This window comes from Microcoleus sp. CAWBG58 (assembly GCF_020883045.1).
In the GTDB taxonomy this organism is placed as follows: Bacteria; Cyanobacteriota; Cyanobacteriia; order Cyanobacteriales; family Microcoleaceae; genus Microcoleus.
This window is the reverse complement of the sequence record NZ_JAHRFA010000042.1, coordinates 1-25,380: the sequence shown is the minus strand read 5'-3', so window position 1 is coordinate 25,380 and position 25,380 is coordinate 1. Positions and strand designations below refer to the sequence as shown.

Annotated in this window: 20 protein-coding genes and 1 pseudogene; 9 read left to right on the top strand and 12 right to left on the bottom strand. The window is 45.0% G+C overall.

From position 1 onward, the window contains the following. The first annotated feature begins 35 nt into the window (after nucleotides 1–35). Both QZ918_RS19075 and QZ918_RS19070 read left to right on the top strand, forming a co-directional pair. Entirely contained in the window at nucleotides 36–209 is a 174-nt protein-coding gene (locus QZ918_RS19075) for a hypothetical protein (RefSeq protein WP_293148524.1), read from the top strand. Nucleotides 210–241: 32 nt separating this feature from the next. After that, entirely contained in the window at nucleotides 242–592 is a 351-nt protein-coding gene (locus QZ918_RS19070; RefSeq protein WP_293148522.1) for a hypothetical protein, read from the top strand. A 531-nt stretch (nucleotides 593–1,123) separates the two neighbouring features. On the opposite strand, the gene QZ918_RS19065 is transcribed toward QZ918_RS19070, so the two are convergent. Beyond that, nucleotides 1,124–1,495, bottom strand: coding sequence for a DUF4342 domain-containing protein (locus QZ918_RS19065; RefSeq protein ID WP_293337656.1), 372 nt, complete (start codon nucleotides 1,493–1,495; stop codon nucleotides 1,124–1,126). 326 nt (nucleotides 1,496–1,821) lie between these two features. Continuing rightward, nucleotides 1,822–3,297 (bottom strand): glycogen synthase GlgA, encoded by a 1,476-nt coding sequence (gene glgA, locus QZ918_RS19060; RefSeq protein WP_293337654.1) that lies wholly within the window; start codon nucleotides 3,295–3,297, stop codon nucleotides 1,822–1,824. A gap of 87 nt (nucleotides 3,298–3,384) precedes the next feature. On the opposite strand from glgA, the gene QZ918_RS19055 reads away from it, so the two are divergent. From QZ918_RS19055 to QZ918_RS19045, 3 genes are all read left to right on the top strand, one after another. After that, entirely contained in the window at nucleotides 3,385–4,386 is a 1,002-nt protein-coding gene (locus QZ918_RS19055) for a hypothetical protein (protein WP_293337652.1), read from the top strand. 507 nt (nucleotides 4,387–4,893) lie between these two features. Next, the gene (locus QZ918_RS19050; RefSeq protein ID WP_293337650.1) at nucleotides 4,894–5,889 is read left to right on the top strand and encodes a DUF1822 family protein; all 996 of its coding nucleotides are present in this window, start codon (nucleotides 4,894–4,896) and stop codon (nucleotides 5,887–5,889) included. Nucleotides 5,890–5,997: 108 nt separating this feature from the next. Then, entirely contained in the window at nucleotides 5,998–8,454 is a 2,457-nt protein-coding gene (locus QZ918_RS19045; RefSeq protein WP_293337648.1) for a CHASE2 domain-containing protein, read from the top strand. Nucleotides 8,455–8,743: 289 nt separating this feature from the next. On the opposite strand, the gene QZ918_RS19040 is transcribed toward QZ918_RS19045, so the two are convergent. The 4 genes from QZ918_RS19040 to QZ918_RS19025 form a co-directional block, all read right to left on the bottom strand. Then, nucleotides 8,744–9,472: a response regulator transcription factor gene (locus QZ918_RS19040; RefSeq protein WP_293337646.1), complete on the bottom strand. Its 729-nt coding sequence runs from the start codon at nucleotides 9,470–9,472 to the stop codon at nucleotides 8,744–8,746. A gap of 442 nt (nucleotides 9,473–9,914) precedes the next feature. Then, nucleotides 9,915–13,106 carry a CHAT domain-containing protein gene (locus QZ918_RS19035; protein ID WP_293337644.1) on the bottom strand — a complete coding sequence of 1,064 codons (3,192 nt, stop codon included), beginning with the start codon at nucleotides 13,104–13,106 and terminating at the stop codon, nucleotides 9,915–9,917. Nucleotides 13,107–13,388: 282 nt separating this feature from the next. Next, nucleotides 13,389–13,547 (bottom strand): hypothetical protein, encoded by a 159-nt coding sequence (locus QZ918_RS19030; RefSeq protein WP_293337642.1) that lies wholly within the window; start codon nucleotides 13,545–13,547, stop codon nucleotides 13,389–13,391. Between the two features lie 99 nt (nucleotides 13,548–13,646). Beyond that, nucleotides 13,647–14,459, bottom strand: a complete 813-nt coding sequence (locus QZ918_RS19025) for a DUF928 domain-containing protein (RefSeq protein ID WP_293337640.1) — start codon at nucleotides 14,457–14,459, stop codon at nucleotides 13,647–13,649. Between the two features lie 396 nt (nucleotides 14,460–14,855). Here QZ918_RS19025 and QZ918_RS19020 point away from each other — a divergent pair, with 396 nt between their 5' ends. Beyond that, on the top strand, nucleotides 14,856–16,352 hold the full coding sequence (locus QZ918_RS19020; RefSeq protein WP_293337638.1) for a polysaccharide deacetylase family protein: 1,497 nt from the start codon (nucleotides 14,856–14,858) through the stop codon (nucleotides 16,350–16,352). A gap of 262 nt (nucleotides 16,353–16,614) precedes the next feature. On the opposite strand, the gene QZ918_RS19015 is transcribed toward QZ918_RS19020, so the two are convergent. Continuing rightward, a complete protein-coding gene (locus QZ918_RS19015) occupies nucleotides 16,615–16,914 on the bottom strand; it encodes a hypothetical protein (RefSeq protein WP_293148499.1) in 300 nt (99 codons plus the stop codon). A gap of 46 nt (nucleotides 16,915–16,960) precedes the next feature. Then, nucleotides 16,961–17,575: a DNA-3-methyladenine glycosylase gene (locus tag QZ918_RS19010; RefSeq protein ID WP_293337636.1), complete on the bottom strand. Its 615-nt coding sequence runs from the start codon at nucleotides 17,573–17,575 to the stop codon at nucleotides 16,961–16,963. A 20-nt stretch (nucleotides 17,576–17,595) separates the two neighbouring features. Here QZ918_RS19010 and QZ918_RS19005 point away from each other — a divergent pair, with 20 nt between their 5' ends. Further along, a complete protein-coding gene (locus QZ918_RS19005) occupies nucleotides 17,596–17,718 on the top strand; it encodes a DUF8629 family protein (protein ID WP_096830678.1) in 123 nt (40 codons plus the stop codon). A 170-nt stretch (nucleotides 17,719–17,888) separates the two neighbouring features. Here QZ918_RS19005 and QZ918_RS19000 read toward each other — a convergent pair whose 3' ends face one another. Then, the gene (locus QZ918_RS19000; protein ID WP_293337633.1) at nucleotides 17,889–18,407 is read right to left on the bottom strand and encodes a pentapeptide repeat-containing protein; all 519 of its coding nucleotides are present in this window, start codon (nucleotides 18,405–18,407) and stop codon (nucleotides 17,889–17,891) included. Between the two features lie 493 nt (nucleotides 18,408–18,900). Between QZ918_RS19000 and QZ918_RS18995 the strand changes: the two genes are divergently transcribed. Together QZ918_RS18995 and QZ918_RS18990 are read left to right on the top strand one after the other, a co-directional pair. Further along, a complete protein-coding gene (locus QZ918_RS18995) occupies nucleotides 18,901–19,407 on the top strand; it encodes a hypothetical protein (protein ID WP_293148490.1) in 507 nt (168 codons plus the stop codon). Nucleotides 19,408–19,515: 108 nt separating this feature from the next. Further along, nucleotides 19,516–19,893: a translation initiation factor gene (locus QZ918_RS18990; RefSeq protein WP_293337631.1), complete on the top strand. Its 378-nt coding sequence runs from the start codon at nucleotides 19,516–19,518 to the stop codon at nucleotides 19,891–19,893. Between the two features lie 220 nt (nucleotides 19,894–20,113). Here the strand turns inward: QZ918_RS18990 and QZ918_RS18985 are convergent, their stop codons facing one another. From QZ918_RS18985 to QZ918_RS18975, 3 genes and pseudogenes are all read right to left on the bottom strand, one after another. After that, nucleotides 20,114–21,949 carry a ShlB/FhaC/HecB family hemolysin secretion/activation protein gene (locus QZ918_RS18985; RefSeq protein WP_293337629.1) on the bottom strand — a complete coding sequence of 612 codons (1,836 nt, stop codon included), beginning with the start codon at nucleotides 21,947–21,949 and terminating at the stop codon, nucleotides 20,114–20,116. 411 nt (nucleotides 21,950–22,360) lie between these two features. Then, entirely contained in the window at nucleotides 22,361–23,134 is a 774-nt protein-coding gene (locus QZ918_RS18980; RefSeq protein ID WP_293337627.1) for a DUF8692 domain-containing protein, read from the bottom strand. A gap of 370 nt (nucleotides 23,135–23,504) precedes the next feature. After that, nucleotides 23,505–25,380, bottom strand: a pseudogene (locus tag QZ918_RS18975) (hypothetical protein); the annotation flags it as partial.

Sequence of the window (25,380 nt, the reverse complement as noted above, 5' to 3'; positions counted from 1 at the left end):
AGTAGATACATCAAGGAAAACCCAGGAGCATCACCATGAACAAAATTCTACACCGATTGGCAATGGCCGCCTTAGGAACTGCTTCAATTGTGACAATTAATACACTTAATAATTTAACAGAAGCATCGGCCGCTGGTAAATTTGACCAACCGCAAATTCATCAGAATACGATTTTTCCAATTGCTGTCCCCCATCAGTTGCATAAATAGCATAAATCCATTTATTTCATTCAGGAGAATTTATGAAGTCTACACTTTGCTCGCCACAATCTACCGCTACAGAATCTAACTCCGTTGATGCTGATGCGATCGATGCCTGCACTGCATTAGCGTGGGTTGAATTGGTAGCCTTAGATAACAGCGCTCTCACGGGTGATGATTGGCTGGTGCTGTGCGATGATATTGATAGCGGGGAAATCTACCGCGGCTGGTTTCTGTGGCACGATCGCGAAGTTAGCGGTAATTGGGAAGCTTACGACCATTTGAACGATCGCCGATTTGTTGCCAAAAGCCAAGTTTTTGCCAAAAGTGCGATCGACTCCATCGAAGATGCGAGAAATCGCGCGATCGCACAACTAGAATTTGTACTCTAACACAAATACAACTCGCGCCGAGGAAACAATAATTCCCGACTGAATGAACTTTCCGATCTCTGGATCGTGAGAATAAACAGGTTTAATATAACCGGATGCAATATAATTCCCGGCAACCAAATATTCTCAAAGAAAATAATAAAAATTACGGGTGCGGGCGTATGTAGTTGCGCTTCAACGCTCTTTTAAAGCGCAACTACGTACCTTTTATAACTCTGGTATGTTGTTGCGCTTGGGCGCTCTTTTGAATATATAAGAGAAGAGCGCTTAAGCGCAACTACGTACCTTTTATAACTCTGGTATGTTGTTGCGCTTGGGCGCTCTTTTGAATATATAAGAGAAGAGCGCTTAAGCGCAACTACGTACCTTTTATGACTCTGGTATGTTGTTGCACTTCAGCGCTCTTTTGAATATATAAGAGAAGAGCGCTTAAGCGCAACTACGTACCTTTTATAACTCTGGTATGTTGTTGCGCTTGGGCGCTCTTTTGAATATATAAGAGAAGAGCGCTAAAGCGCAACTACGTACCTATTACTCTTTTCGCTCGATAACCACACTCAAATGAGCGACAACTGCCCCAACTGTTGCCAATACAGCAGCAATTGGAAAGACTACACTCCCTGCAACACCGCCTACCAATCCCGCCATCAGCGGAATGTCTGCTAAAATCCGCCCTTCTGAGTTTTTGATGACGAGGCGGCGGAGTTTTCCTTGCTCAATTAGTTCTTTGACTTTACCAATTAAACTGTCAGCGCTAATCTTAAATTCTTCCACTCTAACTTTTTCCTCTGTTACGAACTCTGAGGCGAATAAAGGAGTTTCAACTGTTGGGTTAGCTGAATTTCCTGCTGCTGCTTCGTCTTGAATGATTGTTACTTGTTGTTCTAGTTGTTGTGAGTTCATTTTGTGTAGGGCGGGCGAACACCAGCCGTTTAATTTCTATACTTCTATCTTGTGCGATCGCACTTCGCACCGACAGGCAAGAAAACCCTACAAGCTGCATTCGTACTTTCCGCCCCCGCCTTTTCGCCCAAAACATTATCTCAGTGGACAGCGTTAATCAGTTGACAGTTGACAGTTGACAGTTGACAGCGTTAATCAGTTGACAGCGTTAATCAGTTGACAGTTGACAGTTGACAGCGTTAATCAGTTGACAAATGACCAATGACTAATGACAAATGACCAATGACTAATGACTAATGACTAATGACTAATGACCAATGACTAACTTATTTGTGTCGAATTAACTCGTAAATTTCCACATAGTCTTTAGCTGGATATTTCCACGAATTATCGCAATTCATACCTTGAATCATGAGCTTTTCAAATTCATCATGATAGTCATACCACAATCCGATCGCCCGATCGAGCGCCGACTCTAAAGCGTAGTAGTCTGTTTGGTGAAATACGTAGCCGTTGCGCTCTTCGGGTAAGTGGTTGGTGTCGTAATCGCGATCGAACACCGTATTCACCAAACCGCCCACGCCCCGCACCACAGGCACCGTACCGTACCGCAACCCGATCATCTGAGTCAGCCCGCAGGGTTCGTAATTGCTCGGCACCACAATCATATCCGCACCCGCGTAAATTAAGTGCGACAGTTCCTCATTAAAACCGAGTTCCAAATGGCAGTCGGGATTGTCATTTAAAACCCATTTTTCGTGCTGGAAATGCGCGTTAATTCCCGCTTCCGTCGCCGAACCCAAAAGTACGAATTGCGCGCCTTTGCTCAGACAGTAATAAATTGCATGGTGGACGAGGTGAACGCCTTTTTGGTCGTCCAAACGACCGATAAAGGTAATCAGAGGCTTGTCAGCATCGCGCATTAACAGCCGATCGCGCAAAGCTGTTTTAGTTTCGGCTTTTCCTGCCAAATCCTCCTGAGTGTAGTGGTGCTGAATGTAGCGATCGCTCTCGGGATTCCACACGTCGTAATCGATGCCGTTGAGTACCCCGCGAAACTTGTCTTGATATATATGCAGAGTGTGGCCCAAACCGTAGCCGAACTCGCCGACGTGAGCTTCCCAAGCGTGGTGCGGCGAAACCGTGGTGACAAAGTTTGAGTACACAATGCCGCCTTTCATAAAGTTGAGGGCAAAGGGGTTAAAATTATCTCGCAGGCGATCGTACTGAAAATAATAATCCGGGCGATTCAAACCCGTTGCTTCCAAAATCTCACTTCCGCCCATTCCTTGATGTTTGAAATTGTGAATGGTGTAGCAGACTCGCTGATTTTCCATCCAATTGTATTTATAAACTTCAAACAGCATGACTGGAATCAAGCCAGTTTGCCAGTCGTGACAGTGAATCACATCCGGGCGCTTGTTGCTTCTGAGCAAAAATTCCAAAGCAGCTTTGCTAAAAAACGCAAACCGCATATTGTCATCGTTGCAACCGTAATAACAGCCGCGGTTAAAAAAGTTATCTTGCGATCGAGGTTCGATGAAAAAACACAATACCCCGTGCACCCAGCCACAATAGACATCGCAAAGGATTTCGCCACCGTACCAGGGCACCGCCAAATCCCGATAGGCATCGTGCAGCCCCCAAATGTGGTCGTACCTCATGCAGTCATACTTGGGCAGAATAATTTCGACGGCGTGGCCGGAATTCTGCAACTCCCGACTCAACCCATAAACTACGTCCCCCAAACCGCCTGCTTTGATGACGGGGGCGCACTCTGAGGCAATTTGTACGATGTACATTTGTTTTGCTTACTCCTGGATCAATCAAAAAAATATTTCTTAACTTGACAAAGTATATAATTTCTCAGCAAATAAGCAAGTCGTTCGTTGGGCATAAAAGGTCGATCGACTTTCCGGCTAGCAAAATTCGGGGCTGTGGCCCACAAACGCACAGAAGACAAAGGACACACGCGCGGCACAGCCTCAAAAATCGATCATTACCTCATTCGATCGCATTTGTCAACTAAATATTTCAAAAATTTTTGTGGAATTTTCGCGAAAATTTCTCGCAGGATGCTGATAACTGATTATCAGACAACACTTGTTTGGCTACCAAACATCAACTCAGCGATTCTATTGTGGAAACTCAACCAGCAAATGCCGTGTCTAGCATTCATCCAGAGACTCTTCAGGAGGCCCTCGCCGATGCCCGACACCAACAATAGGGAGAACAATTTAAACCAACAACTCAAACAGCTAGTTGCTGAAGCCTGTTCGCATCCGCCCAAAAGCTTGATGCGACGGCAAAAACTCAGCGAGATAGTGAGGCTGATCGTCAAATCCGGCAAACTTTGGCAAGAAAACACGCCTCATTATAACGATGCCCTACAGCAAACTTGGGTGTATTTTTGTCGCAATGTTTGCGTTTGCGAAGAGAATACCACAAGAATTTTCGATCCGAATCGAGCCAGTCTCATTACTTGGCTAGGCAACTATCTCATGATGCGGCTGAGAGACTTTTGTATCGAAGAAGCAAAGGATCAAAATAGAGTTATTTTCCCGACAAATTTAGACGACTCAGAAATAATTAACCCGATAAATAATATCGAAAATCCGCCGACTCATTCTGACAGTCCGCTAGTTATTCTAGAAGAGACTAAAAAATGGGTGCTGGCAGATATAGAGGGAGAGTTAAGAAGCGTTTACATCAAAGAACGCCCCGATGTCACTTGCCAAATCTTAATTTTGAAGCGTCTTCCCCCGGAGACTCCCTGGAAAAATATTGCTCTTGAATTTAACTTGCCACCGTCAACCGCGCCCAACTTTTATAAAAGAGAGTGTTTGCCCCGCTTGCGAAATTTTGCCAAAAAGCAAGGATATCTAGAATAGCAGTTGACAGTTGACAGTTGACAGTTGACAGTTGGCAGTTGGCAGTTGGCAGTTGGCAGTTCACAGTTAATACCAATTTTTTATGAGGCTGCTCGCGAATTCCGATCCCCCCTAACCCCTCTTAATAAGGGGGGGACAAGATTCTTCTCAAAGTCCCCCTTCTTAAGGGGGATTTAGGGGGATCGGATCTATGCAACTTAAGATTAAATTGGTATAACAGTTAATAGTTAATAGTTAATAGCGATATTTATTATATTTGAATTAAAATATCGCCGCTCAAAAAGCCTTGAGATAGCGGGTAACAACCCTGAAAATTGGGTAATTTTTAATTAGTAATATAGCGCTTATCAATCGTGGTGAGGTATGCCCAATGCCCAATTCCCAATGCCCAATGCCCAATTCTCAATTCCCAATTCCCATGAGTACCTCATCTTTTTGAGAAAGACTAGAGAAAAGTCTGTTTTTGAATTTTCATCATAAAACTATAGTTCAAAGAGGAGAATCCCGATGAATGGCAACCTTAACAATATCAGGCAATCATCTATTCCACTGCCGATTACCACCGCAGCGCTGCGACTGGCAGAGAACTTTTCAAATATTAAAGGATTGAGTACAGCAGAAAAAAGAGACCAAGTTTATTTCAACACTTTAGCTGTATGTGCAGTGAAAGATTACATGGAAATGATGGATATTCCTACAGATTTGAAAGCCAGCGATAGTTGGAACCCTGCCATGCGCCTTTACACCGATGCAGCAGATTTGAAATTAACTCAATTTGGCTATTTGGAATGCCGCCCTGTGAAGTCTGGCAAGTTTTGTGACATTCCGCTGGAAGTACCTGACGATCGCATTGGTTTAGTGGCAGTTGAAATCGATACAAACAGCAAAGAAGCTATTTTGCTGGGATTTATGGCAACTGCAATCGCTGGCGAGTTGGCGATCGACAAATTACAAAGTGTTGAAAAATTGCTGCTACATTTGGATGGCCTGAAATGCAGCAAAACAACTGTACAACTCAGTCAGTGGCTGCACAATATTTTTGATGCTCATTGGCAGTCTGTAGCAGAAGTTTTAGCACCACCAGAACCTAGTTTAGCTTTTCGTTATGGTAGGGCAATCGTGCGGGCTAAGACGATCCATCTGACACCAGATATCTCGGAATCAGTACCAACAACTCTCAACTGTTTTCGGGGAAAACCTAATTTAGATAGGGGTGTAGGAGTAGCCGGCGAATCTGTAGCTTTGGTGGTGGCGATCGCACCAACGACTGATAGTGATATTAATATTAAAGTACAGGTGCATCCGATCGCCGGAGCAGACAGCTTGCCGCTCAACCTGACTTTGAAACTCATCGACGGCGAAGGCACCACTGTCATGGAAGCTTGTGCAGTCAAAAAAGACAACGGCTACATGACACTGGAATTTGCTGCCGATCGCGGAGAATGTTTCAGCGTTGTGGTAAAACTGAAAGAAATATGTATAGCAGAGAATTTTGTCGCTTAAATCTGCCCGCTGGTTACAAGCTGTTCAGCATTAAAATTAAACCTTTACCAGGAATTTGGCTTGAGGAATCAAAAATCTCAGTGTATCAAAAACCTGAGAGTGTCAACCATGCAAAAATTAGTTGTCTTAAAGCTAGATGATAACTTGACAAAAGGCGTGCGAGCTACTCTGGAAATCGGCCCGGAAGGAGAACGGGCCACAGTAGAAATCCCAGGTTTCCTGCCTCCGAAACCAGAAATAGCTGACAACTACGATCGCTGGCAGTCAGTGTACCGCAGTTTGGGAGATTTCCGCATTAAGCCGATCGCGATTACCATTAGTAGCTCTCGTGCGGAACAGTTGGCAAAATGCCGGGATTTGGCAGCACAATTAAGCCAGCAAATCAATAGCTGGCTCTATTCCGAATCGTTTCGCCAACTCAGAGAAACATTGCTCGCACAATTAAGCCCGTTGGACACAGTTCGATTTTTAATCAAAACTGACGACATTGTTTTGCGGCGGCTGCCTTGGTACTGTTGGGATATTTTCGATCGCTATCCGCAAGCTGAAATTGCTTTGAGTGCCACAGCTTCTAAAAAACCGCCACCTGCCAACATAAATGTCTCTAGGGCGTATTTTGAAACTTTGCAATCAGATTCAGATCCCCCTAAATCCCCCTTAAAAAGGGGAACTTTGACACCATTCTCCCCCCTTTGTAGGGGCGGTGCCCCCGTGCCCGCCCGCTGGGGATATGAGAGTTTGGGAAAATACCCTAAAAATTGTGTAAAAATTTTAGCAATATTGGGTAACAGTCAAAATATTGATATTGAACAAGACTGCAAAATTTTGGCAGAATTGCCATCAACAGAAATTACTTTTTTAGTAGAACCAAACCGCAGCCAAATCGGCAAAGAGCTTTGGGAAAAAAACTGGGATATCTTATTTTTTGCCGGACACAGTTCTACAGACAGCGACGGTCGAAATGGTAAATTTTATATTAATAAAACCGAGAGTTTAACAGTAAAAGAATTGAAACACGGTTTCAAGCTAGCGGTTAGCAGTGGCTTGCAGTTGGCTGTGGTGAATTCTTGCGATGGATTGGGCATAGCGCGGCAGCTTGAAGATTTGGGAATCCCCCAAACGATCGTCATGCGGGAACCTGTTTGCGATCGAGTTGCCCAAGATTTTTTAAAGTATTTTCTCGCCTATTTTTGCAGCGGGAAATCTTTGTATCTGTCAGTGCGTATGGCGAGGCAAAGATTGGCAGAATTAGAGTCAGAAATTCCGGGCGCGGATTGGCTGCCGGTAATTTGTCAAAATCCTGCTGCTAATCCGCCGACTTGGCAAGAGTTGCTGCACAAACCAGAGGTGGAAAATGCCAGTAATTCGCCATCTTTATCTTGGCGGTACCGCTATAAAATTGGGCTGTTGCCGATCGCAATTGCTGCTATTTTTGTCATGGGAATGCGATCGCTGGGCTGGCTGCAAGTATCGGAATTGCAAGCTTTTGACGAATTGATGCGCCTGCGTCCCCCCGAAAGCTCGGATTCGCGTTTGTTGCTGGTGGAAGCAACGGAAACGGATATCGAAAAATACGGCTTTCCGCTGCCGGATGGGACGATCGCCCAAGCACTAGCAAATTTAGCACAGTATCAACCGCAAACGATCGCCCTGGATATCTTTCGCCCTCGCCCTGTCGGAGTCGGTTATGCGGCATTGGCTGCTAGCTTTAAGAGCGATCGAAGTTTAATTGGTTTGTGCAGCATCAAAGAAAGTGGCAAACCGAACAAATGCGGGATCAAACCGCCACCTGCACTGCCAAAAGAGCGCCTCGGATTTAGCGATGTGGTGGCTGATGCCGATGGCACTCTCCGCCGCCACTTGCTGTTTATCCAGCCGCAGACAACCGATGGTTGTGCTACAGAACATTCTTTGAGCGTGAGGGCTGCACTCCATTACCTAGCAGCAAAAAGCATCAAACCAAAAACTTTGTCAGGAGATAAGATAGAGCTGGGAAAGGCAGTTTTTGCACCGATTCACGGCAGTACAGGCGCTTATCACAATCTGGATAGTCGCGGTTTTCAAATTATGCTCAATTATCGATCGCCCCAAAATTTTATTCAGCGAGTTAGCCTGACACAACTGTTAGAAGGAAAAGTCAGTTCCAATTTGATTAAAGAGCGAATTATTTTTATCGGTGTGACGGCGCCGATTTCCAATCCCGATTATTTTTTTACACCCTACAGCGCGCGAGAAATACCTTACCAGAAAATGCCGGGGGTGTTACTTCAAGCACAAATGTCTAGTCAAATTATCAGTGCTGCTTTGGATGGGCGCCCGCTGCTGCAAATTGTTTCTCTGTGGCAGGAAATGCTGTGGATTTTGGGCGCTGCAGCAGTTGGTAGCACGATCGCGATTTTGAGCCGGCGCAGGCTGTTTGCTGTGTTGCGGGCGATCGCTTTTGTGGGGATTTTGGGCGGTGTTTGCTGGTTTTTGCTAATCCAGGGCTGGTGGGTGCCTTTGGTGCCGTCGGTTGTGGCAATGTTGGGGGCGTTTGGTATTGCAATTGTTTGCGATCGAGTTTAGGTACGTTGTTGCGATGCAAGCGCTCTTCATTATCTGCGATCGGAGCGCTTGCATCGCAACTACATACCTTTTTTTGGGGATTTTAAATTATATCATGTCTGGCTGTACCGGATTTTTTAAACCGCAGAGGCCGCAGAGGACACAGAGGGAGAAAAGAGAGAGATTAATCATTCGGATTAAGAGCGGATTTAAAGTTGTTTATTCAATAGGCTTGTATTGCCAAAATAATTTGGATGTTGCTCTGAGCAACGTCCAAAAATTTGATTGCAAAGACTTTGACTATTCGATTCTAATTGGAAAATATTCTGTGATTGCGAGCATTCGGAGCAAATGTATAACCGTATCCGCGAACTGTTTGAATAAAATTTGGCACAGCCCGATCGACTTTAGCCATTTTCTTGCGAATCTGGCCGATATGCACGTCCACTACTCGCTCTTCTGATGCGTAATTGGATTTCCAACCCCAAATTTTTTCGATTAGCTGTTGGCGAGTCCAAGCTTCATCTGAATGAGTTGCTAAAAAACACAATATCTCATATTCTAAGCTGGTGAGAGTTAAAGTTTGCCCTTGGAATCTTACTTGTCTGTTCATTAAATCAATTTCTAGTTGACCGCAGACAAGGCGGGGCGGGTTGACAGTTCTCCCACGCCTCAGCAAGACTTCTACTCTAACTGCTAATTCTTCAATACTGAACGGTTTGGATATAAAATCGTCAGCACCTGCTTTCAGGATTTTAATTCGATCTTCTTCGGCGGTACGGCTGCTGAGAATGGCGACTAAAACATTGGTCATTTTTTGCATTTCTTGACAAAGTTTATAGCCTGTAGTGTCGGGCAAATTCCAATCTAAAATAACTAGAACTGGATTGAATTCATTAAATATTTCTAAGGCTGTTTTGCCATCGGCTGCAAATTGTACTTCATATCTCTGCTTCAGAAAGCGATAGACTAGATTGCGAACTGGCGCGTCGTCTTCTACAACTAGAATTTTGGTGTTTTGAGGGGCAGAGATTTTCATAATTTTCAACTCAATTGTTAATGGCGCAAAGTTAAGTAGTAATATCCTGTTCGGTCAAACAACTATCATAAGTTTGGTTCGTAGTGAGGACTTTAGTCCTCTGATTGTGAGGACTGAAGTCCTCACTACAAACCGTTTTTGTTGCTGGTGATTGACTGAACACGATCTAAGTCATTCCCAATCGAAAATCGAAAATCGAAAATCGAAAATCGAAATGACCGATCCAGGCCCGATCGCCTTTCTGTGGAGATTTCAGTCAAAAAACTAATTTTTTCGCGGGATTTGCCAATTCTTTACAAAATTTAACCGAAACTCCCGATTTCCAGAAAGAATTGGTTGAAAGCCCCAAGCCTGCTCGGGAGAAATTAAAATCAGACTATTCATTACTCCAATCCTCGGACTTATAAGTAGAGGTCGCTCTCGAACTGTCAACTGTCAACTGTCAACTGTCAACTGTTGAAGCTTCACCAATTAGGGTGAAAGCTGCCCAATCTCTCGGATTTGGGTGTTGCTGCATTGTCTCCAGCATGGCGCTGCGGAGGGCTTGAGCTTTGTTGCCCGTTCGATCGAGATTTTGATAAAATTTCACCATCAAATCGGCTGTAGGAGCATCTGGTACCGCCCACAAAGACACGATCGCGCTGGATGTACCAGCCGAAATTAAAGCGCGAGACAAGCCGATAACTCCGTCACCGGTAATCCGCCCCATGCCGGTATTGCAAGCACTCAAAACTACTAAATCCGCCTGGAGGTGCAGGTGCAAAATTTCCTCAGCCGTCAGCAAACCGCTATCGGTGCGATCGGGTGCAAGGGCGATCGCACTGCCGATTCCGCGAATGTTATCCAGCAATCCGTGGGTGGCTAAATGGACAATGCGGGCGTTTTGCAATCGCTGAATTACGGCGGCTTTAGTAGCGAATTTGCCAGTTAAGGCTTGGGTTTTGAACAATTTGGCGATCGTATTAGCTTCGGTTTCTGAATGCGGCAAAGCAGATAACTGCTGCGGAGGTTTCCCCGGTACCAAAGCAACTTCTGGCATCGTCGGATTTCCTATTACTAAAATATCCCCAGCTAAATTAGAATTTTCTTGCCGTTTTTGACTGGTTAATTCCAGAATTTGAATTGCAGGAGCGGTCAGAATAGTATGTTTTTCAATTAAGTATTTCCCAGCAGCATCTTGCAGCGCCGGAAACGGCACAAAAAACAGTTCGGCTTGAGGAATAAAGATAATTTTAGCTGCTGGATCTGTCGGCAACAAGTCGGCGATCGGTTCGATTAGCAGTTGATAAAGTTTTTGCAAGCGAGGGTGATTGGTGAGGCTCGATTCCACTTTTGTTGCTACATCAATTGCAGGCCTCGGAATAGTCAATCCTGGGGGCCAAGAGGATTGGCAGAGCGAAAGAATATTGTCAGTTTTATCTACAGATATTACTTGCCATGGTTCCCAATTCGGCGCATCATCGTGGAGTTTGACTAAATCGCCCGCGTCAAATTTTAGAGTCGGATTGAAGTCGCGATTCCTGATGCCGATCGCCTCGCGAGAATCGGCAACCAATTCTTTGAGCGAAGTATGTTCGTAGTTGAGATCAACTTGGCGAAATGCGATTTCACCACTCGGCTGAATTACCCAAATAAAGAGTTCTTCTAAAAAAGAAATCGAATATTCTACAAAAGTTGCATTTTGGGCTCTGGCAATTTCTTGAATGCGATCGATGTTAGGCGGCTTAATATCGGGTATCGCATCTGAATTTGCCGACAACCGAGCACCCAGTAACTCTACAAAAGCTCGCGCGCGCGATCGCTCCGCAATTTCCAGTGCTGCTTCTATTTTGTTCTGGACGATCAGGGTTTTTTCCAAATGGCGGTAAGTTGCGGCTTGGGTTTCAAAAATAGATACTTTAAAGTTATCGCGATCGCTCAATTTGACCCGCAGCGATTCCCAAGTTTGAATTGCATCGCCCAGGACTGTTTCAGCTTCTGCAAACTTGCCAAAGTCAAATAAAGCAAGTCCTAAATTGTTGAGAGTTGCCCCTTCTGATGCGGTTTCGCCGATCGCCCGCGCGATCTCCAAACTCTTGCGGCTGTATTCGATCGCCCGCTGGTACTGCCCCAAACAGCGGTAAGCATTGCCCAAATTTCGGCAGGAAGTTGCTTCCCCAGAGCGATCGCCAATTTCCTGCTGAATATCTAAGGATTGTTTGTAAAATGCGATCGCCCGCAAGTAATGCCCCAAATTACTGTAAGCATTACCCAGAATCACCAAAGAATTAGCTTCCCCAAAGCGGTTGTCAATTTTCGCTGCAAGATTCAGGGACTTCTCACAGTATTCGATCGCCAATTGATTTTTCCCCAGGGAAACATAGGTACGTCCCAAAGCGTTTAAGGAGTTCAATTCTCTATGCTTAGAGTTGAGTTTTATTGCCATATCTAAAGACTGAAGTTGGCATTCGATCGCCTGCTGGTATTCGCCCAGGGAATGATATGCACTCCCCAAATCGCGCCAGAAATTAGGTTCTCCATAGAGGTTGCCGATTTCCGGCTCAATCTTTAAACACTGTTGGTGGCACTCAATTGCTTGCAAGTATTCCCCCAAAGCATTGTAAATATTGCCCAAAGCGTTTAAAGAATCCACTTGTCCAGCGCAGTCGCCGATATCTCGCTGAATATTTAGCGCTTGCTGGTGAGAGTCAATTGCTTGCGAGTATTCCCCCAGCGCGCTGTAAATATTGCCTAGATTGTTCAAAGAATTCGCTTCTCCGTAGCCGTTGCCGTTGTTTCTATGAATATTTAGCGACTCCTGATAGTATTCCATCGCCTGCGAGTATCTTTCCAGGGTATTATTATCACTGTCCGAGAAGGAATCTTGCTCGGGGTGCGGTATTTCTGGTCTCTTCAGAATATTAACAAAAAATTTATTATTAATAGGAGACTGAATCGATCGGTAAATCGACAACACATCTGCCGGCGACAGCGCCTGTTTGTAGAGCCGAATATCTCCAATATTGCCTCGATAAATGCCACCAAAATCGTCCGATCGCCTGCCAACAGTCAGGGGCATATTATTGCTGAGAGAACCCTGTTGGTAGATGGGTCTAAATCGCTCACCTACTTCCTTACCATCGACATACCAGCGCCCTCCATCCGCTAAATTGCGATCGACTGTTACCGCAACATGATGCCATTGGCTGTCGCTAACAACTGGGAAAAGATCCATTTTTTCTGGACGATCTGCACCACAGTTTAGCCAACCTTTTGCATCCGCTATTTGCAGGTTAATTCTACTTTGATAAATAAACAAACTCCAGCCCTGCAAAGGGCCGGAATTTTCAATCCGCTTATCGATAATTTTGACAATACCGTAATCTTCCGTGCGAATCCACGCACAGATAGAAAAGTCTTCCGTGCCGAGATCCAGTAGAGGAGTGACTGGGAAAGTAACGTAACCTCCAGTCAGCAGCAGGCTTTCTTGCGGCCCGTTTTGCGATCGCTCAACAGCACGGCAAACGCTGTCAATTAGCAGTGCTGGAGGGAGATCCGGGCGATCGCTCGCCAAGTTTCCTGCTGCATCAAATGCCCAAAGGGCGATCGGTGCTTTATTGAAAGTATTGTAGGCGCTTAATATCGGGTATTTCATCGATCGGTTTATCTTTTCATTTTTAGGGAATTGTTAATGTAAATAATGGCGGGGATGGGGCGGGTTTTTTAGATTGTTTGTGGATTTTTTAGATGGTTGGCGAACCCACCCCTAGAGGATTTTGGGATATTTTTTTGCAGCAAGCTCACCATAAATAAAAACGATCGTGTTCGATCCATTGACATTAATTCCTGTAGGGGCGGGTTCACCAACAATCTGAGCCAAAAACCCACAATCTCAAAAACCAGCCCCGGCCTATCTATGTATTATGCACGATCGGATTTAGGGAATTGTTAATGTAAATAATGGCGGGGATGGGGCGGGTTTTTTAGATTGTTTGTCGATTTTGTAGATGGTTTGCGAACCCGCCCCTACAGTATTTCGGATGTTTTTTTTTTGCAGCAAGCTCACCATAAATAAAAACGATCGTGTTCGATCCATTGACATTAATTCCTGTAGGGGCGGGTTCACCAACAATCTGAGCCAAAAACCCACAATCTCAAAAACCCGCCCCGGCCTATGTATTATACACGTTCGGACTCAAACAAACGGTGGTGAAACTATCCCGTGCAACCGCACAAACGGATGCTGCAATAAAGCCTCCCAGTCAGCCTCCAAAGTCGCCAGAGAAGATATTTTATCAAATCCACTTAATTCTGCCAGCGCTTCATACCGCAAGTCATTTTCAGCATAAATCACCAGCCTTTCCTCTAAATTAGCTGCCTGTAATTGGCTTAACAATTTATCGCGCAGTGCAACTAATTCTGCGATTGTGTCATACCACAAACCCTGCTCAGCAAGCATCAAAACGCGCTGCCTCAGCGATGCTGCTTCTAGCTGTACCAAAATTTCTGGTTTCATCGCCACCCGCTCAATCCACCCGTGGCGGGAGATATTCCCGCAGAAAAAGTACCAGTTATACTTCTTGCCAATTTCCAGAGGATCTGAATCTGGTGGCAAGCAAAAACTCGCAATTCCCGCAGTTGTTTCTATTTCAAAAATAGTTCTAAAAATTACATTTTGCTGTTCGTCTCGCAGCACAAACTCCAAGGGAATGTCATCGGGAAATGGAGCCGGCAAGTACAGCCAAAAAGTCGGATGTGCGATCGCAGTCAATCCTAAATTTAGAGCCGGAATTAAAGCTAAAAAGTGGTGAATATCGTCGCGGCTGCCTGCATCTCCGCGATCGCCCGGTGCTCCCCGCGCGGGCGGCTCGTAAGCCAGTACCTGCGGCTGCAAATGCGGTGAGTCCGATGAATCCGCGAGCATCGCAGCCAATCCAGGTTGAACAATGGTTACAGCCACCAGCAAATTAATCGCCGCCTGCTGTAGGAGCAGTTTTTTTTCATTCATAAAATATCTGCGAGGTAGAGGTACAAAGTCTCAGGGCGATCGCACAGCAACCTGACAATAATCATGGCAGACTTTTATCTGCGTTTATCTGTGTTTATCTGCCTTAATTTGCGGTTTTTATAATCAATCATTGTGAACCCAAGTCGAAATATCTGCAACTAAGTGACAAATTCCGAAAAACCTAACTCATTCGATCGCTTTTGTCAACTCAATTTCTTGATGCAAATCGCCAGTTGTCTCGTCTTTTTCCGAATATCGATCGCATAACTAACTCAAAGATTATTCCTAACTTTTCGATACTTACTTAAATCTGCTACCTTTTCTGCTACCCTAAAAGCATATAGCTATCTTACCAAATAGCAGACCGCGTTCCTCCACAATTCTTGAGAAAAACTTATGTCTGCGATCGCACCATCCCCCAACCCACCCGTTTTAGAAGAACTTCGCTCAGGATTACCCAACATCTGCGGATCGGAAGCAGAAATCAGCGCCGCAGCCAACAGCAACGAACCAGTCTTTTTACCTAAGACAAATCTGCGCCTCGAAAACATTCAAGCCGGATTCGCCTGCGCCCTGCATATGCACCAACCCACAATTCCAGCAGGTGCAAACGGCGAACTAATCTGCAATCTCCAGCATATGTTTGAAAATCCCAACCAAGGAGACAACCACAATGCCGGAGTCTTTGCTTGGTGCTATTCCCGCATGGGAGAATTCATTCCCCAACTCATTTCTGAAGGCTGCAACCCGCGAATCATGCTCGACTATTCGGGCAATTTATTGTGGGGATTGCGCCAAATGGGACGCGACGATATCTTTGACAATCTCAAGCGAATTACCTGCGATCCTCAATATCAACCCCACGTAGAATGGCTGGGAACAATGTGGAGTCACGCCGTCATTCCCTCAACTCCAATTCCCGATATCAAACTCCAAATTCAAGCATGGCAACATCATTTTGCCGCAATTTTCGGATTGGATGCCTTGAAGCGCGTTAAAGGTTTTTCGCCTCCAGAAATGCACTTTCCCAATCACCCCGATACACTGTACGAATACATCAAAGCTTTGAAAGAATGCGGCTACCGCTGGCTGATGGTGCAGGAACATTCTGTGGAAAATCTCGACGGTTCCGGCTTGTCGCAAGACCAAAAATACATTCCCAATCGTTTGCAAGCCCGCAATTCTCGCGGCGAAACCATCAGCATTACGGCTTTGATTAAAACTCAAGGTTCCGATACAAAGTTGGTTGGACAAATGCAGCCGTATTACGAAGCGAAAGTCCGCAACAAACAGCAAATTGGCAATGTCACAGTTCCTTCTTTAGTCACTCAAATTGCCGATGGCGAAAATGGCGGCGTGATGATGAATGAATTCCCCAGCGCCTTTGTGAAAGCTTGGCACGAAAACCGCTCTCAAGGTGGCGGCAAATCCGGTGTTGTCGGTTTAAACGGTACTGAATATTTGGAGATGATTGAGGCGGCGGGTGTTAATCCTGATGATTATCCGATTTGTCAAGGGGTTAACCAGCACAAAATCTGGCAGTTAGTCGATGCTGATAATGCTACACCGGAAAAGGTCGAAAGTGCGATCGCCCAACTCAAGCAAACAGACCACAATTTTCACATGGATGGTGCTTCTTGGACAAACGATTTGAGTTGGGTGAAGGGCTACGAAAACGTCCTGGAACCGATGAATCAACTCAGCGCTGCCTTTCACCAAAAGTACGATCGGCTGGTGCAGCAAGATGCCACAGTTACCAAGCAGTTTGAATACCAGCAAGCTTTGCTTTACAATTTGTTAGTGCAAACAAGCTGTTTTCGCTATTGGGGACAGGGAACTTGGACTGATTACGCCCGCGAACTTTACAACCGCGGCGCTGCTTTAATGAAGTAGGAAAATTGATCGTAGGGTGCTTAAACAGTTGACAGTTGACAGTTGACAGTTGAGAGCGAAGTGATAAGAACGGAGATTTAAACTCCGTTCTTATCACAATCTGCCGACCTGAGTAAGGGCTTCAAACCCCGGCTATTCGGTCAGAAACCAACTGTTCGCTCGATGTTAAATATCTGGACTGACGCACCCTACGCCTGTTGGTAAAGTCCGGGCAATTAGCAATGCCCCATGCCCTCTTTGCCCAATTCCCCATTCCCAAATCCTACATTTCTTGCATCAAGCGCAAATAATTTTGTCTCATCTGCGTCATATTTTCCATCATTCTATTCGCCATATCTTTCTCAACCTCGCTCATTTGCTGCCAAAATACAGCCGATCGCCTAGCCAGAATTGCATCTTCCCACAACATCTCCAAAAGTTGCGCCGCCATCGGATTTTCAGCATCGATAATCCCGCACAACTGCTCAAAAGCTCGGTTAGCTTCGGCGTGACTCCCAACATCCTGAGCGAGTGTCAGGCATTTTTTGAGTTGTACGATCGGGTTTTCAGAAGAATAAGCCATAATTTGATTGAGATAAGTGACAAAATTTACAGTGACATCTTTGACATTACTTGAATGTAGATACAGCCGCACAGTTCCCAATATACCAACGCCAAGGTAAATCCATCCCTTGCGAAATCCCGATCCGCGTAGTTTGCACAATATTAACCGTACCTGACTCGATCGCCTCCTGAAATTGGGCACTCCGGTGTTCCAACCTCAGCGGTTCCCCGACAGCCAAAGGTAAAGCGTTTAAAGTTCGATCGATCTCCAGCACCTTACACAGCTTCCCAGGCCCGGCGGCGAGGCGCAACTGCTTTTTTTCGGGAATTGCAGCAAACTTGACAGGAGGCGCATCTAGCTGCAAAGCTCGAATCAGCACAGCGCTACCCACTCCCTCCGCATCCGTCACCACGTTAAAACAGTGATACATCCCGTAGATAAAGTAAACGTAGCCGATACCCGCACGCCCGAACATCGCCTGATTGCGAGGAGTCTGCTGTCGGTAAGCGTGACAAGCGGGATCTCCGGGGGCGTAAGCTTCGGTTTCCACAATCATTCCCCGAATCATCTCCCCATCAGGAAACTGGCGCACCAGAGTACAGCCCAGCAAATCAGGCGCTACGCTGGTAGATGGCCGCGCCAGCCAAAAAGATTCTACAATCTGAGTATTTGCACTCATCAAACAGGAGACAGTAAATTATGGACGTTAAGTTAGTTTTAGCAGTCTTGACAGCAGTTTTCACCGTGTGCTGTTTGTTCTTCGGCACAAAAAACGGATTCTACGATAGTGACAAGTATCACGGTAACGGTTCTGCTCACTAATTTTAGGGGCTGTTAGTTACTTAAAAAACCGCTGTCTGCTGTTCAGACGGCGGTTTTTTTTAATGAACCACAGAGGCCACAGAGGACGCAGAGAAAGAGAAAAGAGAGAGCAGAAAGAATGAAAAGAAGTTGACAAATGATGAGACAGTAGGTTGCTATATTTCCGGGAACTAAAGGTGAATGTTGCCATCGGGCATTTTAGTTTCCTGCATTGTAGCATTCTCGAAATCCGCGCATCCCGGAAGATTGAAACGCATTGTGGCTCCTCGGTCTGTTGATTTCATATTAAAACCAACTACTGCATTTTCTGGGTTATTTTTTTCGGGAACGGCACTGACTTTAAAATCCATATTTGCTGCTTGACCATTAGTATCAAGATTGAAACTTATGCCGCTACAGCCCAAATCAGAACCAGTCAGGTTGGCTTTATTCAAGTTGGCATTTTTTAGGTTGGCATTCGCCAATTTTGCTCCCGATAAGTTAGCACCTTCTAGGTTGGCTCCCTGCAAGTTAAATCCTTGTAAGTCCATTCCCTTCAAGTTGACATTGCTGAGATTGCATTCTGGACACTGTTTGGTCTCCAGCAATTGCTTGACTTGGTTTTGCTTGTTTAAATCAGGTATGTATTTGACCGCAGCCAATAAAAGGGCGATCGACAATCCAGCAGTAATTATATTTTGGATTTTCATAAAAATTCTGAAAAGCCACTGTGGCTTTCTATCTCGGTTAATTATTAATACAGCAGCGCGATCGACTTCTCCTGAATTTCCACAACAAAATTGTCTGTATTTCAGATAAGCCGGTTCGCACAATTAAATCCCGCCTTCTCTCCCTCGGCTGTGCCGCTTTTGGTTTCGGACTCGCCCGTCGGTCTGCTTCACTTCGCTTTGGGCAGCCCACCAACAAACTTTTTTTACCTCAGGCAACGTATGCGCATATACCTGCGGGCTGAAAAAAAACAAACCTTATTTATATCCCTAGCATGAGCCAATCTTAGAAAAATTTGCGGATGATCAAAGAGAAATGCAATGCCGTACCTGCGCTGTTGTAAGTTCTGGGCAACTACTTTTGTCACAATTGCTTTGAGTAATTAATGTACTTACAAAACGGTTAGCAGCAGCTCAGGTTCCTCAACCTCGCCAGAACACACCCTACCTGTAATCCCGACAATTCGGAGCGGCAATGAACACAATCAAACCCGAAACCAGAAGATCGCGCTTCATGGCTCTGCTGCTGACAACGCTGCTGACCTTTCCGTTTTTGAGTGCTTGCGGTTCTAGCAAGGAAAGTTCGGCTCCCCCGCCGACCGTTGACGACACTCGCGCTGGATCAGTGCAAACTAATCGCGCCACTCCTACGCCCGAAGCAAAAAAAGGATTGAGCAATACTCAAAAAGTAGCGATTACTTTAGCAGGAGCGGCCGCCCTTTACTACATCTACAATCAGCACAAAAATAAACAAGAACAGGGGGCGCAGGGAAAACATTACCTTTCCAAAAACGGTCGGGTTTACTACCGCGATGCCCAAAATCGCGCTCACTGGGTAACGCCACCGCCTGAAGGAATTAAGGTTAATGTTCCTGAGTCCGAAGCAGCGCGTTACCGGGAATTCCAGGGATACAACAACCAAACTACCGGTCGAGACTTGAAAGGCTTGCCGGAAGCTACAAGTCCTGTTCCGGCACAGTAGCCTCACCATTGGAGATTTTAGATTGCAGGTTCCATGATTTTCCCTTAACTCTGGTATTCCCAATCTAAAACAACAGTTTTTCAACACATAAAATAGAGGAACTTTATCATGGTAGACGGATTTTTTCGGAAGTTAAAAGATGCGATCGTCGGGCCAGACAGCGAGCAAGTCGATCCTGACGCCAATTACGAAGATCCCTCAACTCCTGGGCGATTCGGCAACGCCCGCCCGGCCAGCGAAGACCCCTACGGCGACCCCGCCGACTACGCCAGTACCGACTACGGACAATTCGGCAACCTGACCCCCGCCAGCGAAGATCCCTACGGCGATCCCGCCGACTACGGACAGTTCGGCAACGTCACCCCAGCCAGCGAAGACCCCTACGGCGACCCGGCAGACTCCTATGCGGATGCTGGAATGTTCGGCAACGTCACCCCCGCTAGCGAAGACCCCTACGGCGACCCGGCGGATGAGGAAAACGCTTGAGTTGAGTCAGTTATCGCCAATTAAATAATTTACACTCTTGAAAGTGGGATGGGCTTTTATAGCCCGTCCTTTCTAAACGGGCAGGACGCCCATCCCACAAGAATCATCAAATTGTAAGTTATTTCATTAGACATCTGGCAGAATTATTGTGGAACACGCATAGAACCTGTTCCGCAATAATTCTGCTACAAATCTAAGAGATGTTACTAATACAGTAGTTTTATTTGAGCGTGTATCCTACACCGAAATACAAGCTCTGCTCTTGCAGGTTGTTGCCTTTATCGCGTAAATTAATTAACGGTATTCCCCAGTCAAGTCTGACGCTTAAACCCTCTATACCGAGAAACGGTTGCCAAATTACTCCTAAACCGCTGCCGATTAAAAATGTCTGTTTTGGTAATGGATTCGGGTTTTTGGCTGAGTTCCAAACCGTTCCTAATTCTACAAATGGTGCAAGTTGAAGTGTGGGGGTTCCGGCTGCATTCCTCCTTACAGCGATTCTGTCTTCTACTGACAAGCGAAATCCGTTATCTCCAGCCCGCGCGTTTTGCCTGTAGCCGCGTATCGATTGAACGCCGCCAATCACAAATTGCTGCGATGGTAACAGGCTATTTGGAGTTAGTTGCAAGTCTGTTTGCAGGATTAATAAATGATTTCGATCGAGTTGCTGCACTCGCTGCACTTGTCCGTTCCATTTCAAGAATTGTCCGTCTGGAATGGGAGAATTGTTAGTTGTGGCGTCCAATAAATCGGTGCCGAGGCTAAATTGCGATCGCACTAACCAAGAACCACGAGTCCCGCGGCTTACATAGTCTTGAGCGAACAGAATGACGCTGGTGCGGCTGACTCCATTGTCGTCGGGCCCAATGCCAAAGGGAACAGGTGTTTGATCGAAAATAAAGGTTTGACCGTCTTGATGGGTGAAACCGCCAATTATCGCAAATTCGCGATCGGTCGATCGCACAATTGGCTGGCGGTAAATCACCTGGTACAATTTTGTATCTCCCCTAATTCCCAAATCATCAAAATCTGATTGAGTAACTTTGTTTTGATTGAGTGCTACTCTTGCTTGTAGCGTGCCATTCATTGAATTGAGTGGCAATCGATAATTCAAATCAAACACCTCAGCACCTCCCGATGTAGTTCGATAATAAGAACCGACCATCTCATCTCCGATTCCGGTTAAATTTTGATACCGCAGATTAACTCCAACTCGTTCCGATCCAACGCTGGGAGGAAAGTAATTGTCAAAACTGATACTAGCCGCGAAGGGTTTTGCTTCTTTGACACTAATAGTCAAAGTCTTTTGGTTTGCTCTACCAAATTGCAAACTTGCCTGTACGCTTTCTAAAAGCGGGTCTAAACGTAGTAGTCTTAATTTTTCTTCGAGTTCTACCGTGCTAAAAGGAGTACCTACTCCCGCTTTAATTCTACTGCAAAGATAAGACAAGTTTAACCGTTGTCTGCCTCGAATTAGAATTTCTGAAACACTGCCTTCTGTTACGCGAATTTCGACAAAACCGCCGTCTATAATTGTAGCACTTTGCGGTCGAGCCTGGGTGTAGATATAGCCATTATTACGATAGAGTTGAGTGATTTTATTTTCTACTTCTTTTAAAAAATCGAGAAATTCATCATTGGGAATTTCGCGATCGACAAACCGCTGATCGATCGTCCTAATTTCCGCATCAATTTGAGCTTGACTGAATGCAGTAATCCCAGTAATCTTTACCGAAATAGCATTCCCAGATACTTTGACTGGGACAGGCAAGATATATTCAGTGATTGCTGCTGTCGGTTGCCCTGGCTGGAGACAAGTGTCTTTGGGATTTGATTCTGTTGTATTCCCAGATTGTGGGATTTGTCCGCCGATCGTTGGCGGTGATATTTCATTGCTCTCTGATTCAGAAATATTTTCTTGCCATTCAGTTTTGACAGTAGCAGTTTCTGCTAATTGAACCGGAATAATACTGTTAGTATTGGCTGCCGCTTTAGGTGCAAACTGAGTAACTATTAGAGCGGCTTGTAGCATCATCCCAATATACTTTGATATCATGATTCTGTGCCAATTTTATCTAAACTATCTCGAAACATAACATACTGTTTGCAACCGTTCAAGGTGATTACATTATATCTCGGCCAGGGCTATTTCATTCTCAGGACTATTGCGATTTTGTAGGGGTAGTGCCCCCGTGCCTACCCCTCTACTCGGAGAGGGCGGGCACGGGGGCACCGCCCCTACAAGAGAATGAAATAGCCCTGATATCTCGGCATTTTCCACTATTTTCAAAAAAAACTATAGTAATCCTAAATCATTTGTAAATTTCTTACTCCCTCCCATTTATAAGGGGAGGGCTGGGCTGGGGGCAAAAACTTTACGACTTCTGCAAAGACTGCTATATATATCAATCTCATTTTTAGATGCTGTGTTGGTACAAATGATCATTGATCTGTCCGCGAATTTGCGCTACTTTTGGTTTGCCGATTCGCTAATAGCAACCATCTCGATACTTGAGCTGTTGTGTAGTTGCTGTTTTTTCCCTAGGAACAATGTCCAACTTACACCGCCTAAATATTTATTAATATACGATGTCAAGGCGTGAATAAAGACAATAATGCCCAGCATTTCTAAAAACTCTTCAATAGTCACAATTATTAGGTAAGGTATATTCTCCATTCCAACCGTATAAGCTTGGTATCCCCCTACCATTTCCATCCCTAATGCTCCTCCAATATAAAGAAGGCTGGCAGCAACAAACAAGTTTCTTATAGAAGTAGGAAGGTGGAACAAAAACTTAGCGTAGGATAATAGGAATATCGCTACCAGAAAACCGATCGGCACAACCCAAGTAAAGTAAAGAAAGCCCGTGGCATTTAAGAGCGATCGCATCGGCTCCATAAACTTTTCGTGAATTTGAACTGCTTCATCGAAAGAGATATAGAAAAATATGAAGGATAACACTTTCCAGTGGTTTTTGTAGCGATCGCTATCCAAATTCTTCCCATAGGCGATCGTCCCCAGCAAGGTAGAACTAAACAGCAATGCCAAAATTGAGTATGCGGTTGGAATGTTTCGCTCGTAATCAACGCTGAATGCTTTTGCCAAGTAGTCTCGGAAGGGGTAGTTCGGCAAGAAGTACACTGTCATTTGCCCTAAGAAAGACATTACAACTAAAAAAGCTACGACTCGAAGTAGGAATTGAGTTATGCCTGCGGGAGTTAGAAAAATCTGAAATTTCATGTTCTTTTAACCTTGCGTTAAAACTATGTTATCAAACAAAATCGATTTTCAGTGGTTTTACAGGGATTAATTGGCTCTTTTGCCCGATCGCTATTGGGCTATCACCGTAAAATTACTGAAGAGCTGCGGACAGATTAAGAAACTTATTAAACATCGATCGCACTTATGTTTGTCCTCAGAAATAAAAAAAGCTTCAGATTTTTTTCGGGAGAGGGTATCAGCCCTCTCCCAAAATGAATCTGAAATCCGATTTTGCTTGAGTCAATATTTAAATTCGATCGATGTCTGGCAGAGAAACTCGGTTTCAGAAAGTCGATCGCCCCGACTACTATTTCTGCAACCAAAGGCGATCGCTCATCAAGACTGAGAACTATGAGAGAAAATCAGGGGTTGAGAGTGGATTGGGCAAAACTCCGGGATTGCCTAACAGGCGATCGTCTGTGGGAATCAAAGCATCGCCACCACCAGGAATCATGGTTGGCCGATCCGTGCTAAATCCATTGATTGAACCGAGACTATCAAGACTATTGATGAAGTTAGAAATGATATCAATACCGCTGTCATCTCCCAAGACAAGTGTATTCTTGGGTTGACCCCCTGTCAGAAGATCGTTGCTGGAATTGCCACCCAGTAAAGCGTTACCGCCACCTAAGAGCAAATCATTTCCTTGGTTGCTGTAGATACTGCTGGCGTTGCGATCGTCATCAATGCGATCGTCGTCAGCATTGCCTGTCAACAAATCATTCCGTTGGGTTCCGCCTAACAGGGTATCTTTGTTTTCGCTTCCCAACAATTTGTCATCAGTGCTTTCATCACCATTAGACCATTGTACGGTTCGTTGATCCATTGGGTTGAACTGGGTATCTACCCCTCCATCTACGTCATCGGTATCGTCACCTGAATCATCAGCATTATCGAAAACTTTACCGAAATCCTTGTTGTCATCATCCTTGTCATTGCTAGAATTGCGATCGAAATCTTTCGCTGCATCGAGATCGTCGCTGTAATCTACACCGTCAGTAAGGTCATCGCGTTTATCTACATTGCAATCATCAACATCATCATCACGATCATCTAGATCGTCATTGTCGTCATTGTCATCATTGTCATCGTCATCACTGTCGTCATTGTCATCTAGATCGTCATCGTCATTGTCGTCACTGTCATCGTCGTCATTGTCATCATCGTCATCATCATTGTCATCATCATTGTCATCATCGTCATTGTTATCTAGATCGTCATCGTCATTGTTATCTAGATCGTCATCATCATTGTTATCTAGATCGTCATCATCATTGTCATCATCGTCATTGTTATCTAGATCGTCATTGTCATCATTGTCATCGTCATCACTGTCGTCATTGTCATCTAGATCGTCATCGTCATTGTCATCATCGTCATCGTCATCGCTCAAACCCTCAATAAAATCTTTCACTGACTCAAGATACTCGACATAATTGAAATCATCACCAATAGTCCCACGTCGATCGACCTCGCCATCATCGCCGTATTGTTTTTTGAAATTGCGAATCAAATCTTCCATTGCATCAACGTGATCGTCGCTGAAATCTAAACTATCAGTAATCGCATCAGGTTTATCGCAAGTGCAATCATCAGCAGCATCATCATCAGCATCGTCGTCATCAGTGTCTAAATTGTCGCTAATAGATTGAGGTTGTTCCGCATTATTATCATCATCAGCATCATCAGCATCGTCATCATCATCATCATCATCATTATCATCGTCGTCATCGGTGTCTAAATTGTCACCAATAGATTGAGGTTGTTCCGCATTATTATCATCAGCATCGTCATCTGTACCTAAGTTGCTATCGATATCATCAGCATCGTCATCGTCATCGTCATCGCTCAAACCATTGTTATTATTGTTGAGTTTGCGGAAGTAATCTTTGGCTGTATTAACAAAATCGTCGTAATAGGCATTACTAACAACAGGTTGAGGTTGCTCAACAGTACCATCGGCATCGTCATCATCGTTGTCATCATCGTTGTCATTACCAGCAACAGGTGCAGTCACAGGTTTTGGTGGCTTGACAGTACGATCGACATTATCAACATCGTCATCATCGTTGTCATCGTCTTTGTCATTGCCAGCAACGGGTGCAGTCACAGGTTTTGGTGGCTTGACAGTACGATCGACATTATCAACATCGTCATCATCGTTGTCATCGTCTTTGTCATTGCCAGCAACGGGTGCAGTCACAGGTTTTGGTGGCTTGACAGTA